Source organism: Variovorax sp. GW821-FHT09B01 (assembly GCF_059418345.1).
Genome location: NZ_JBWKPQ010000002.1, coordinates 253,734 through 265,735 on the forward strand (window position 1 = coordinate 253,734; position 12,002 = coordinate 265,735).

General features: G+C 68.1%; 12 protein-coding genes and 1 tRNA gene. 10 read left to right on the forward strand and 3 right to left on the reverse strand.

The genetic code is table 11. The annotated features are described in order from the left end of the window. Positions 1–8: 8 nt before the first annotated feature. Both ispD and ispF read left to right on the forward strand, forming a co-directional pair. Complete coding sequence (gene ispD, locus AC07RV_RS08345; protein WP_093342490.1) at positions 9–731, forward strand: 2-C-methyl-D-erythritol 4-phosphate cytidylyltransferase; 723 nt, start codon at positions 9–11, stop codon at positions 729–731. Further along, entirely contained in the window at positions 728–1,216 is a 489-nt protein-coding gene (gene ispF, locus AC07RV_RS08350) for a 2-C-methyl-D-erythritol 2,4-cyclodiphosphate synthase (RefSeq protein WP_296776604.1), read from the forward strand. The genes ispD and ispF overlap by 4 nt, the downstream gene beginning before the upstream one ends. Positions 1,217–1,237: 21 nt before the next feature. On the opposite strand, the gene AC07RV_RS08355 is transcribed toward ispF, so the two are convergent. Then, positions 1,238–2,650: a sensor histidine kinase family protein gene (locus tag AC07RV_RS08355; RefSeq protein WP_093342290.1), complete on the reverse strand. Its 1,413-nt coding sequence runs from the start codon at positions 2,648–2,650 to the stop codon at positions 1,238–1,240. A 73-nt stretch (positions 2,651–2,723) separates the two neighbouring features. Next, positions 2,724–3,455: an osmolarity response regulator transcription factor OmpR gene (gene ompR, locus AC07RV_RS08360; protein ID WP_093342288.1), complete on the reverse strand. Its 732-nt coding sequence runs from the start codon at positions 3,453–3,455 to the stop codon at positions 2,724–2,726. A gap of 197 nt (positions 3,456–3,652) precedes the next feature. Here ompR and AC07RV_RS08365 point away from each other — a divergent pair, with 197 nt between their 5' ends. Then, positions 3,653–3,976: a hypothetical protein gene (locus AC07RV_RS08365; protein ID WP_296776599.1), complete on the forward strand. Its 324-nt coding sequence runs from the start codon at positions 3,653–3,655 to the stop codon at positions 3,974–3,976. Between the two features lie 103 nt (positions 3,977–4,079). Then, the gene (locus AC07RV_RS08370; RefSeq protein WP_296776597.1) at positions 4,080–4,790 is read left to right on the forward strand and encodes an SIMPL domain-containing protein; all 711 of its coding nucleotides are present in this window, start codon (positions 4,080–4,082) and stop codon (positions 4,788–4,790) included. Between the two features lie 49 nt (positions 4,791–4,839). Here the strand turns inward: AC07RV_RS08370 and AC07RV_RS08375 are convergent, their stop codons facing one another. Then, a complete protein-coding gene (locus AC07RV_RS08375; RefSeq protein WP_296776593.1) occupies positions 4,840–5,610 on the reverse strand; it encodes a 3-hydroxybutyrate dehydrogenase in 771 nt (256 codons plus the stop codon). A 68-nt stretch (positions 5,611–5,678) separates the two neighbouring features. On the opposite strand from AC07RV_RS08375, the gene AC07RV_RS08380 reads away from it, so the two are divergent. The 6 genes from AC07RV_RS08380 (at position 5,679) to rimO (ending at position 11,907) form a co-directional block, all read left to right on the forward strand. After that, complete coding sequence (locus AC07RV_RS08380) at positions 5,679–6,629, forward strand: alpha/beta fold hydrolase (RefSeq protein WP_296776590.1); 951 nt, start codon at positions 5,679–5,681, stop codon at positions 6,627–6,629. A gap of 37 nt (positions 6,630–6,666) precedes the next feature. Further along, a complete protein-coding gene (locus AC07RV_RS08385) occupies positions 6,667–8,877 on the forward strand; it encodes a RelA/SpoT family protein (protein ID WP_444814122.1) in 2,211 nt (736 codons plus the stop codon). A 67-nt stretch (positions 8,878–8,944) separates the two neighbouring features. Further along, positions 8,945–9,021: transfer RNA gene (locus AC07RV_RS08390), tRNA-Val, on the forward strand. Positions 9,022–9,450: 429 nt separating this feature from the next. Next, entirely contained in the window at positions 9,451–9,819 is a 369-nt protein-coding gene (locus tag AC07RV_RS08395; RefSeq protein WP_093342281.1) for a hypothetical protein, read from the forward strand. Between the two features lie 81 nt (positions 9,820–9,900). Continuing rightward, the gene (phaR, locus tag AC07RV_RS08400) at positions 9,901–10,461 is read left to right on the forward strand and encodes a polyhydroxyalkanoate synthesis repressor PhaR (RefSeq protein ID WP_057591651.1); all 561 of its coding nucleotides are present in this window, start codon (positions 9,901–9,903) and stop codon (positions 10,459–10,461) included. Positions 10,462–10,500: 39 nt separating this feature from the next. Beyond that, a complete protein-coding gene (rimO, locus tag AC07RV_RS08405; RefSeq protein WP_208510880.1) occupies positions 10,501–11,907 on the forward strand; it encodes a 30S ribosomal protein S12 methylthiotransferase RimO in 1,407 nt (468 codons plus the stop codon). Positions 11,908–12,002: the final 95 nt, after the last annotated feature.

The window sequence follows — 12,002 nt, forward strand, 5'->3', positions numbered from 1 at the left end:
GCCGCACCATGTCTTCTTCCCGCCTCTTCGTGCTGATCCCGTGCGCCGGTTCCGGCCACCGTGCCGGCCATGCGCAGTCCCCGCAGCCGAAGCAGTACCGGCGGCTGGCCGGGGCGCCGATGGTGGCGCACACGCTGGAGGCCTTCCGCGCGCTGAACGGGCGCTTCGCCGGCATCGCGCTGGTGGTGGCGCCCGAGGACCGCGACGTGGACGCCGCGCTGCCGCTCTTTCCGCTGCAGGACGAGCACCTGCTGCGCGTGGGCGGCGTGACGCGCGCGGCCTCGGTGCGCAACGGCCTGCTGGCGTTGCGGCAGAAGGGCGCCGGGGCGCACGACTGGGTGCTGGTGCACGATGCGGCGCGCTGCCTCGTGACGCCGAGCCAGATCGAGGCGCTGATCGCGGCCTGCGAGCACGATGCTGTCGGCGGCCTGCTGGCGCACCGGCTGGCCGACACGCTCAAGGTGTCGACCGCCGACAGCCGCGTGGCGCAGACCCTGCCGCGCGCCGACAAATGGCTCGCGCAGACGCCGCAGATGTTCCGCATCGGCATGCTGCTCGACGCGCTCGAGCGTGCCGGCGACGCGGTGACCGACGAGGCCGGCGCGATCGAGGCGGTCGGGCTGACGCCGCTGCTGGTACCGGGCAGCGCGCAGAACTTCAAGGTCACCTATCCCGAGGACTTCGCGCTGGCCGAGGCGCTGCTGCTGGCGCGCAAGAAGGTGCTCGCATGAGCGGCGCCTTCGACATCCGCGTCGGCGAGGGCTGGGACGTCCATCAGCTGGTGGCGGGGCGCAAGCTGATCCTCGGCGGCGTCGAGGTGCCCCATGTCACGGGTCTGCTCGGCCATTCCGATGCCGACGTGCTGCTGCACGCGATCACCGACGCGCTGCTCGGCGGCGCGGGCCTGGGCGACATCGGCCGGCATTTTCCGGACACCGACGCGCAGTTCCGTGGCGCCGACTCGGCCGTGCTGCTGGCCGAAGCCGCGCGCCGCGTGCGTGCCGAGGGCTGGCAGATCGGCAACATCGACAGCACCGTGATCGCGCAGGCGCCGAAGCTGGCACTGCACATCCCGGCCATGCGCGAGCGCATCGCGCAGACGCTGGGCATCGCGGGCGAGCAGGTCAACGTGAAGGCCAAGACGGCCGAGAAGCTGGGCCCGGTGGGCGAGGGCCGCGCGATGGAAGCGCGCGCCGTGGTGCTGCTGCACCGCTGAGCGCGCGACTTCTTCTTTCTCTCAGAGTTTGCGCACCGGCGGCTGCACCGGCCGCGGCGGCACCGGCATCGCGCGCGGCATGCGGATGTGCGCCGCGAGGCCGCGTCCCGGCGTGCTGGTGAGCGCGAAGGTGCCGCCCATGCGCTCGATGTTCTTCGCCACGATCGACAGGCCCAGGCCCGCGCCCGCGGCCGAGGTGCGCGCCGCATCGCCACGGAAGAAGGGCTTGGTGAGCTGCGCGAGCTGGGCCGGCTCCACGCCGGCGCCACGGTCGCGCACCTTGATCAGCACCGCGTCGTTGCTCGCCTGCGCCTGGATCACCACGTCGGCGATGCCGGTGGCGGGCGTCTTGCCGTAGCGGCGCGCGTTCTCGACCAGATTGGAGATCACGCGCGTGAGCTCGACCTCGTCGCCCATCACGCGCAAGTCGGGCGGCACGTCGACCGTGATGCTCATCTCCTCGTAGTCCTGCACGGCGTAGGTGCAGGAGTCGACCACGTCGCGCAGCAGCACCGGCTTGGGATCGACATGGTCGGGCCGCGCGTAGTCGAGGAACTTGTCGATGATCGCGTCGAGCTGCGCGATGTCGGCCGCCATGTGGTCGCGCGCGTCTTCATCGGCCACGCTCATCTCGGTCTCGAGGCGCAGCCGTGCGAGCGGCGTGCGCAGGTCGTGCGAGATGCCGGCCAGCATGATCGCGCGGTCCTGCTCGATCTTGGCGAGCTGGTCGGCCATGCGGTTGAAGCCGATGTTAACCGCGCGGATCTCGTTGGTGCGCGCGCGCTCGTCGAGCCGGTGCGCCTCGTACTCGCCCTCGCGCACCTGCATGGTGGCGCGCGAGAGCTGCTTGAGCGGCAGGTTGATGAGCCGCGTGATCAGCGCCGCGCCCGCGAGCGACAGCGCCATGGCGGTGCTGAGCCAGACCAGCCAGGTGCGCCCGCCCACGCGGCTGAAGCGCGTGGGGTCGAGCAGCAGCCAGTAGGTGTCGCTCTCGATCGTGAAGCCGATCCACAGGCCGGCCTCGTCGTTGACGCGGCTGGCCACCGTGGTGCCGGCGCCGAGCTGGTCGATCAGCTCCTCGGTCACGCGCTGGTCGAGCGCGCCGCTGGTGTAGGGCTGCACGCGGTCGTTGGGTTCGCGCGGCAGGATGCGCACGCCTTCCTGGTCGGCCAGCGTCTTGATCAGCGACACGCGCGTGATCGCGTCCGAGTACACCAGCGCCGCGCGCGTGAGGTTCACGAGCGAGGCGATCTGGTGCGCGGTCTGGATCGCGCGCGGTTCGTATTCGAGCGAGCGGAAGGTCTGCAGCCAGGCGACGGTGCAGCCGATCAGCAGGAGGGCGAGCAGGAAGAAGGTGCGCCAGAACAGGCTGAAGCCGAGCTTGAGCCCGGGGCGCCGGTCACGCTGCGCCGCGCCCTCGAGCGGGCTGGGCATCGTGACCTGGGCGCCATCCTCCTGGGGGGCTTCTCTTCCAGAGGGGAGGCCGATGGCCACCGCTGGTGCCGCGTCAGGCCGTGCCGTCCGGCACGAAGACGTAGCCCACGCCCCACACCGTCTGGATGTAGCGCGGTGCCGCGGCGTCGGACTCGACCAGCTTGCGCAGGCGCGAGATCTGCACGTCGAGGCTGCGGTCGAAGGGCTCGAACTCGCGGCCGCGCGCGAGCTGGGCCAGCTTCTCGCGCGACAGCGGCTGGCGCGGGTGGCGCACCAGCGCCTTGAGCATCGCGAATTCGCCGGTGGTCAGCGAGAGTTCCTCGCCGTCCTTCTTGAGCGTGCGCGAGCCCAGGTCGAAGGTGAAGGGACCGAAGGTGACGGTCTCGTTCTCGGTCGAGGGCGCGCCGGGCGCCTCGAGCGGCGGACGGCGGCGCAGCACGGCGTGCACGCGCGCCAGCAGTTCGCGGGGGTTGAAGGGCTTGCCGAGGTAGTCGTCGGCGCCGACCTCGAGACCGACGATGCGGTCGACGTCTTCGCCCTTGGCGGTGAGCATGATGATCGGCGTGCGGTCGTTGGCGGCACGCAGGCGGCGGCAGATGGACAGGCCGTCTTCGCCGGGCATCATGAGGTCGAGCACGATCAGGTCGACCGTGTCGCGCAACAGGATGCGGTTGAGCGCCTTGCCGTCCTCGGCCACGATCACCTCGAAGCCTTCCTGGGTCAGGTAGCGGCGAAGCAGGTCGCGGATGCGGGCGTCGTCGTCGACGATCACGATCTTGTCGGTGCGAGCGGGAACTTGAGTCATTTCTACAACGTCGAATTTGTAACAGCGCCGATTCTGAAGGTGTTGGAAGCCGGTTGAGCCGGATTTGCTTTGAGACTGACACTAAGTTACAAAACTTGCGACCGCTCGCGGTCCAGTCATCCGATGTAAGCGCGGCGGTGGCACAGTGCCTCTGCCCTATGACTTTTGCGCAGAGATTTCTTTCATCCGCCACACCCTTGCTGCTGCTCGCGTGTGCCTGTGTGCCGTCGATCTCGGCGGCCGAATTCCTTCGGGTGGCCGATGGGCGCCGCTACGATCTGCGGGCTGCGGTGGCCGCGCACCGCGCTGCACAACGCGACGAGATGCGCCGCGGCGAAGCCATCGCGGGACGGCGCCTTACGCCGGCCGAGCTGTACGAATTGCGGCAGCAGGTGCGCGGGCAGTGGAGCACGCCGGGCATCTCCACGCATTCGGCAGAATCGCAGCCGGCCGAACGCATCGTGCCGGCACCGATGCCGGCCGCGCGGCTCCTGCCCGCGCCGCGCAGCCAGCGACCTTGAGCGCAATGCGCGAGCCACGGCTCGCGCCGCGAGGGCGGGTGCACCGAGCACCCGTCTTCTTCTCGTACGTCGTCGACGTACCTACAACCTGGGAGAGCCAATCTTGAAAAGAACCATCACCTTGATCGCGGCCTGCGCCGCATGGGCCGGCATGGCCGGCGCGGCCATGGCGCAGAACGCTGTCGTGGCGCCGCCGCAGAACGTGCTGCAGCTCAGCGCCAACGGAACCGTCGAGGTGCAGCAGGACCTGCTGAGCATGACGCTCGTGACCACGCGCGACGGCACCGATGCCGGCAGCGTGCAGACGCAGCTGAAGGCTGCGCTCGACGCGGCGCTGACCGAGGCTCGCAAGAACGCGCAGGCCGGCCAGCTCGACGTGCGCACCGGCAACTTCAGCCTGTCGCCGCGCTACACGCGCGAGGGCAAGATCAACGGCTGGCAGGGCACCGCCGAACTCGTGCTCGAGGGCCGGGACTTCCCGCGCATCGCCCAGACGGCCGGCCGCATCACGACGCTGACCGTCGGCAACGTGGGCTTCGGCCTGAGCCGCGAGCAGCGCGCCAAGACCGAGGCCGAGGCGCAGACGCTCGCGATCGACGCCTTCAAGCAGAAGGCGACCGAACTGTCGAAGAACTTCGGCTTCGCGGGCTACACGCTGCGCGAGGTGTCGGTGAATGCGAACGACGGCGGACCGATCCGTCCGCGCATGATGGCGGCGTCGGCCAAGTCCTTCTCGGCCGACGCGCAGGTGCCGATCGAGGCGGGCAAGACCAGCGTGGTGGTCAACGTCTCGGGATCGGTGCAGCTCAAGTAAGGGCTGCGGGGCGGGGCACCTGGCGCGCTCCGCCCGTGTTTTTTCTTTCCTACTGCGCGGTCCAGCCGCCGTCCATCTGCCAGGCCACGCCGCGCACCTGGTCGGCCGCGGGCGAGCACAGGAACACGGCGAGTCCGCCGAGCTGTTCCACCGTGGTGAACTGCAGCGAGGGCTGCTTCTCTCCCAGCAGGTCGTTCTGCGCCTGCGTGGCGCTGATGCCTTCGCGGGCCGCGCGGTCGTCGATCTGCTTTTGCACCAGCTGCGTCAGCACCCAGCCCGGGCAGATCGCGTTGCTGGTGATGCCGGTGGTCGCGGTCTCGAGCGCCACCGACTTCGTGAAGCCGACGATGCCGTGCTTGGCCGCCACATAGGCCGATTTCTGGGCCGATGCCACCAGGCCGTGGGCCGAGGCGATGTTGATGACGCGGCCCCAGTTGGCTTCGCGCATCGCGGGAATCGCCAGCCGCGTGGTGTGGAAGGCGCTCGTGAGGTTGATCGCGATGATCGCGTCCCAACGTTCGGGCGGGAAGTCCTCGACCTTGGCCACGTGCTGGATGCCGGCGTTGTTGACCAGGATGTCGACGCGGCCGAACTCGGCGGCGGCGAACTTCATCATGTCCTCGATCTGGTCGGGCTTGCTCATGTCGGCGCCGTGGTACGCGGCGTGCACGCCGAGCGCGGCGATCTGCGCCTTGGGCGCCTCGGCGTCGCCGAAGCCGTTGAGCACGATGTTCGCGCCCTGCTGGGCGAGGGAGCTGGCGATGGCGAGCCCGATGCCGCTGGTGGACCCCGTGACAAGAGCGGTTTTGCCTTTGAGCATGAAGATGAATCTCCGGATGAATTAGGATGCGACGAGAAGATTATCCGCACCAGAACGGCCCTGTTTCCATGACCGAACCGACGCTTCACCACGTGGCGTGCAACGACACCCACGGCGGCCACCGCATGGCCTATTGGCAGTGGGGCGACGCGGACAGCCCTCACCTGGTGCTCTGCGTGCACGGCCTGACCCGGCAGGGCCGCGATTTCGACACGCTGGCCCGTGCGCTCGTGGCGCGCGCCGAAGGCCGGGTGCGGGTGGTCTGCCCCGACGTGGCGGGCCGCGGCGCCAGCGACTGGCTGCGCGACCCGGCGGCCTACCAGGTGCCGCTGTACGCGGGCGACATGGCGGCGCTGCTCGCCCAGCTCCAACAGCAGCATCCGATCCAGACGCTCGACTACGTGGGCACCAGCATGGGCGGCCTGATCGGCTTCGTGCTGGCCGGCCACAAGGAACTGCCGCTGCCGGCACCGGTGCGGCGCTTCGTCGTCAACGACGTCGGCCCGACCATCGAGGCGGCGGCGATCCAGCGCATCGCGGCCTACGTGGGGCAGGGCGGCCGTTACGACAGCCTGCAGCAGGCGGCCGACGCGCTGTGGGCGATCTCCACCAGCTTCGGTCCGCACACGCCCGAACAATGGCTCGAACTGACGCGGCCCATGGTCGTGCCGGCCTCGCAGCGCAGCGCCGATGGCACGGCCAAGGTCGATGCGCCGGCCGGCACGGACGGTCCGTGGATGCTTCACTACGACCCGGCGCTCGCGGTCGGCCTGCGTGCCATCACGCCGGAAGCCGCGGCACAGGGCGGCGCCATCATGTGGAGCCTGTACGACGCGATCACGGCGCGCGTGCTCGTCACGCGCGGCGCCCAGTCCGACCTGCTGTCGCGCGAGACCGTCACCGCGATGACGCAGCGCGGCCCCCATGCGGCACTGGTCGAGTTCGAGGGCGTCGGCCATGCGCCGACCTTCGTCGATCCCGCGCAGGCCGCGGTGGTCGTGGACTTCCTGTTCGATTGAGGGCAGCGTGAAGCGCGAGTCTTCCAGCCTTCAGGGGATGCCGGCTTCGGACGGCATCGTCGTCGACTATCCGTTGTCGGCCGCCACCGCCGAGCGCTCGCCGGTGATGGAGAACATGCTCGCGCGCGCACGCGCCTTCGCCGAGCCGCTGATCGTCGACGAACTGCTCGACACCGGCGAGAACGCGCTGGCGCACGCCGACGCGGTGGCCGCCATCGTCAAGAAGATGGGCGGCTCCGAGGCCATGCAGGGCGCGAGCTATCTGGTCTATGCCTGTTCGCATCTCAACCGTCCGCAGGAAGTCATCGCCAAGGTCTTCGGCGACAACTTCGCGGCGCTGGCGGTGGAAACCACCAAGCTCGTGCGCGTGCAGGAGCAGGCCCGCGCGGCGGCGCGTGCGCACCAGAACGAGGGCGCGGGCGCGGGCGCCCAGACCGAGAACGTGCGCAAGATGCTGCTGGCATTCTCGCGCGACCTGCGCGTGGTGATGCTGCGCCTGGCCTCGCGCCTGCAGACCCTGCGCTATGCGGCCGCCAGCAAGAAGCCGGTGCCCGAGGGCGTGGCGCGCGAATCGCTGCAGGTGTTCGCGCCGCTCGCGAACCGGCTCGGCATCTGGCAGGTCAAGTGGGAGATCGAGGACCTCTCGTTCCGCTTCCTCGAGCCCGAAACTTACAAGCTGATCGCGCGCCTGCTCGACGAGAAGCGCATCGAGCGCGAGAGCTACGTCGAGCAGTTGCGCTCGCGGCTCGAGAGCGAGCTGCACTCCGAGGGCATCCGCGCCGTCGTGCAGGGGCGGCCGAAGAACATCTACAGCATCGTCAAGAAGATGCGCGGCAAGTCGCTCGACTTCGCGCAGGTCTTCGACATCCTCGCGCTGCGCGTGGTGGTGCCCGACGTGAAGGACTGCTACGCCGCGCTGGCCTGGGTGCATTCGCACTTCCAGCCGATCGACGAGGAGTTCGACGACTACATCGCGCGGCCCAAGCCCAACGGCTACCAGTCGCTGCACACGGTGGTGCGCGCGCTGGTCGACGGCCAGGTGGGCAAGCCGATCGAGATCCAGATCCGTACCGAGGAAATGCACGACCACGCCGAGCATGGCGTGGCGGCGCACTGGGCCTACAAGGAAGCCGGCCACAAGGGCTACGCTGGCGTGTGGGCCAGCGGCGAGTACGACGCCAAGATCGCGGTGCTGCGCCAGCTGTTGGCCTGGGAGCGCGACCTGTCGGGTGGTCTGCAGGGCCAGGGCCTGTTCGACGACCGCATCTACGTGCTGACGCCCGATGCGGCGATCGTCGAGCTGCCGCAGGGCGCGACGCCGGTCGATTTCGCCTACACGGTGCACACCACGCTGGGCCACCGCTGCCGCGGCGCGCGCGTCGACGGTGCGATGGTGCCGCTCAACACGCCGCTGTCGAACGGGCAGACGGTGGAGGTGATCGCGGCCAAGGAAGGCGGGCCGTCGCGCGACTGGCTCAATGCGGAACTCGGTTATCTCGCGAGCCATCGCGCACGCGCCAAGGTGCGTGCCTGGTTCAATGCGCAGATCACGCACGAGACGGTGGCGCGCGGTCGCGAGGCGGTCGAGAAGCTGCTGCAGCGCGAAGGCCGCACGGCCATGCGGCTCGAGGACCTCGCATCGCAATTGGGTTTCAAGTCGGCGGACCAGCTGTTCGAAGTGGTCGGCAAGGACGAGTTCTCGCTGCGCAACATCGAGACGCTGCTGCGTCCGCCCGAGCCGCCGGCGAATCCCGACGACGGCGTGCAGATCAAGAAGCCGCGCGCGAGCGAGAAGGCGGGCAAGGGCGGCGTGCTGGTGGTCGGCGTGTCTTCGCTGATGACGCAGCTCGCGAAGTGCTGCAAGCCGGCGCCACCTGATGCCATCGCGGGCTTCGTCACGCGCGGCCACGGCGTGAGCGTGCACCGCGTGGATTGCAGCAACTTCCGCACGATGGCCTCGCGCGACGGCGAGCGCGTGATCGACGTGGAGTGGGGCGCGACCAAGGGCGAGGCTCCGGTCTATGCGGTCGACGTCGCCGTGGAAGCGGCCGACCGGCAGGGCCTGCTGCGCGACATCTCCGATGTCTTTGCGCGCGAGAAGATGAACGTGATCGGCGTGCAGACGCAGTCGGTCAAGGGCACGGCATGGATGACCTTCACCGTGGAGATCGCCGATGCGGCGCGTCTCGCGCAGGTGCTCAACGTGGTCACGGCGGTGGCGGGCGTTCGATCTGCGCGACGCCGATGAAAAAGGGGCGGCCGCCCCGGAAACGGCCATTTCTCCTGCTATACTTTCAGCTTCTCGAAACAATCGCAGGCGCGTAGCTCAGCTGGTTAGAGCACCACCTTGACATGGTGGGGGTCGTTGGTTCGAGTCCAATCGCGCCTACCAAATCTCCCTCTGAAGAAGACCAGTCTTCAGGCACAACGGGAGATTTTGGGGAGATTCTTCTCCCCCCTTGCAGTGAAGTCCGAAGCTTCATCTCCTGCCTCTTCATCCCATCCGTAATTCCGGCGTGACGCTGATGCGTCCTTCCCGAATCCTGGAGCCGGGCGCTCCAGGCGGGGCGGTGGCTCGAGGGTGAATGAGGATCCTACCCGTGGGTAGAATCTTTTTCGCAGAGCTGCCTGGGCCCGAACGGGCGCCATTCCCTGGATCGGCCATTCGCCGGGCTGTCGGACCGGACATTCGGCCGGCTTCCCGTCGTGGCAATCGCCCATTCGGATGGCCGCCACAGGCAACCACCGGGCCATTTTCTTGTGCTAACTTGGCTGCCGTGCAGAGCCTTTTTTCTTTTCATTTCCCCTCGGGGATCATCCGATGAGCGCGCGACCGATCGTGGTGGATCGCGAGCGCGCGCAGGCGCGGTTGGCCGCGCTGATGAAGCAGGCGCCGATCGAGTTCGCGCGGGCCGTCTACGGCATCAACGACCGTGCGGGTGGCCGCCTCGACACCATGGCGGCGCGGGAGGTCGAGCGTGCGGCGCGGCAGGGCATGCCGGTGACGCAGGAGCGCGCCGAGCAGCGCGCCCGCGCCTATCTGCCGACGGCTGGCCACGAGCATTGCCCGCGCTGCTGGGTCGTCTACGGGCACAAGAGCCCGTTGCGCTTCCGCGAGGAGACGGCGGAGCGGCCCGAATCGGCCGCCTGCGCGGCTTGCGGCGCCGAATACGCCACCGCCGCGGAGTGAAGGCGCGGCCGCCGGTTGCGCGCGGTCAGGGTAAACCTTGTCGCGATGCAGCAAAACCGCTCCCTAGAATCATCCGATGACATGGGCGTCCATGTGAAGGAGTCCGCAGTGCAGAGCAAGAAGTCCGGGGTCAAGCCGGTACAGCGTGTGATCAAGAAGTACCCGAACCGAAGGCTCTACGACACCGAGACGTCCACCTACATCACGCTGACCGAGGTCAAGCAACTGGTGATCGAGCGCGCCCAGTTCGTGGTGCGCGATGCCAAGACCGGCGACGATCTCACGCGCAGCATCCTGCTGCAGATCATTCTCGAAGAAGAGGCGGGCGGTGCGCCGATGTTCACCGAGCAGGTGCTGGCCAACATCATCCGCTTCTATGGCCAGGCCATGCAGAGCTACATGGCGCCCTACCTCGAGAAGAACATCCAGGCCATGACCGAGGTACAGGCGCAGCTCGCCGAAAAGGCCGAGGGCCTGACGCCCGAGATGTGGTCGCGCTTCATGAGCATGCAGTCGCCGATGCTGCAGGGCCTGATGGGCAACTACGTGGAGCAATCGAAGAACGTCTTCCTGCAGATGCAGGAGCAGATGCAGAAAAGCACCGAGCAGGTATTGGGCGCCTTTGGCATCAAGCGTCCCTGAAATACCTGTCGTCCCAGATAGCTGGGACAATAGGAGGCTATGAGCGAAGTTGCCTCCCACGAACGAACAGCCACGACGGCCGCCCCCAAGGTCGGCTTCGTGAGCCTGGGCTGTCCCAAAGCCCTTACCGATTCCGAATTGATCCTCACGCAGCTGAGCGCCGAGGGCTACCAGACTGCCAAGTCCTTCGAGGGCGCCGACCTGGTGATCGTCAACACCTGCGGGTTCATCGACGATGCCGTCCGGGAAAGCCTGGACACCATCGGCGAGGCGCTGGCCGAGAACGGCCGGGTGATCGTCACCGGCTGCCTGGGCGCCAAGACGGGCGACCAGGGCGGCAATCTGGTCAAGCAGATGCACCCCAGCGTGCTGGCCGTCACGGGCCCGCATGCCACGCAGGAGGTGATGGATGCGGTCCACGCCAACCTGCCGAAGCCGCACGATCCCTTCGTCGACCTGGTGCCCAACAGCTTCGGCGTGGCGGGCCTCAAGCTCACGCCGCGCCACTATGCCTACCTGAAGATCAGCGAGGGCTGCAACCATCGATGCACCTTCTGCATCATTCCCTCGATGCGCGGTGACCTCGTGTCGCGGCCCGTGGGTGACGTTCTGAGCGAGGCGAAGGCGCTGTTCGAGGGTGGCGTGAAGGAGCTGCTGGTGATCAGCCAGGACACCTCGGCCTATGGCGTGGATGTCAAGTACCGCACCGGGTTCTGGGACGGCAAGCCGGTCAAGACCCGCATGCTCGAGCTGGTGCGCACGCTCGGCGAGATCGCCGAGCCCTATGGCGCCTGGGTGCGGCTGCACTATGTCTACCCCTATCCGAGCGTGGACGAGGTCATTCCGCTGATGGCCAGCGGCAAGGTGCTGCCTTACCTCGACGTGCCGCTGCAGCACAGCCATCCCGATGTGCTGCGCCGCATGAAGCGTCCGGCCAGCGGCGAGAAGAACCTGGAGCGCATCGCGCGCTGGCGCGAGGTGTGCCCGGAGCTCGTGATCCGCAGCACCTTCATCGCCGGTTTTCCCGGTGAGACGGAAGAGGAATTCGAGCACCTGCTCGACTTCATCCGCGAAGCGCGCATCGATCGCGCGGGCTGCTTTGCCTACAGTCCGGTCGAGGGCGCCACCGCCAACGACATTCCCGGCATGCTGCCCGAGGCCGAGCGCGAGGCGCGCCGTGCGCGCTTCATGGAAGTGGCCGAGGCGGTGTCGATCGCCAAGCTGCAGGAGCGCGTGGGCGCGACGATGCAGGTGCTGGTCGATTCCGCGCCGGCGATGGGGCGCAAGGGCGGCGTGGGACGCACCTATGCCGACGCGCCCGAGATCGACGGCACCGTGCGGCTGCTGCCGCCCGAGAAAATCAGCAAGACGCTCAAGGTGGGGGAGTTCACACGCGCGCGCATCGTGGGCGCCGAGGGGCACGACCTGATCGCGTTGCCCGTTTGATGATTCGAACGGACAAGAAAAAAGCCACCGTGAAACGGTGGCTTCATTCGAAGAATCTCAAGAACCTTTTGAAGCTGCTCTTGGATCTGGTGCCC

Bases quoted from the DNA above. Each gene is read 5' to 3' on its own strand.
- ispD (WP_093342490.1), top strand. From the start codon at position 9: ATGTCTTCTTCCCGCCTCTTCGTGCTGATCCCGTGCGCCGGTTCCGGC.
- ispF (WP_296776604.1), top strand. From the start codon at position 728: ATGAGCGGCGCCTTCGACATCCGCGTCGGCGAGGGCTGGGACGTCCAT.
- AC07RV_RS08355 (WP_093342290.1), bottom strand. From the start codon at position 2,650: ATGCCCAGCCCGCTCGAGGGCGCGGCGCAGCGTGACCGGCGCCCCGGG.
- ompR (WP_093342288.1), bottom strand. From the start codon at position 3,455: ATGACTCAAGTTCCCGCTCGCACCGACAAGATCGTGATCGTCGACGAC.
- AC07RV_RS08375 (WP_296776593.1), bottom strand. From the start codon at position 5,610: ATGCTCAAAGGCAAAACCGCTCTTGTCACGGGGTCCACCAGCGGCATC.
- AC07RV_RS08380 (WP_296776590.1), top strand. From the start codon at position 5,679: ATGACCGAACCGACGCTTCACCACGTGGCGTGCAACGACACCCACGGC.
- AC07RV_RS08385 (WP_444814122.1), top strand. From the start codon at position 6,667: ATGCCGGCTTCGGACGGCATCGTCGTCGACTATCCGTTGTCGGCCGCC.
- AC07RV_RS08395 (WP_093342281.1), top strand. From the start codon at position 9,451: ATGAGCGCGCGACCGATCGTGGTGGATCGCGAGCGCGCGCAGGCGCGG.
- phaR (WP_057591651.1), top strand. From the start codon at position 9,901: ATGGGCGTCCATGTGAAGGAGTCCGCAGTGCAGAGCAAGAAGTCCGGG.
- rimO (WP_208510880.1), top strand. From the start codon at position 10,501: ATGAGCGAAGTTGCCTCCCACGAACGAACAGCCACGACGGCCGCCCCC.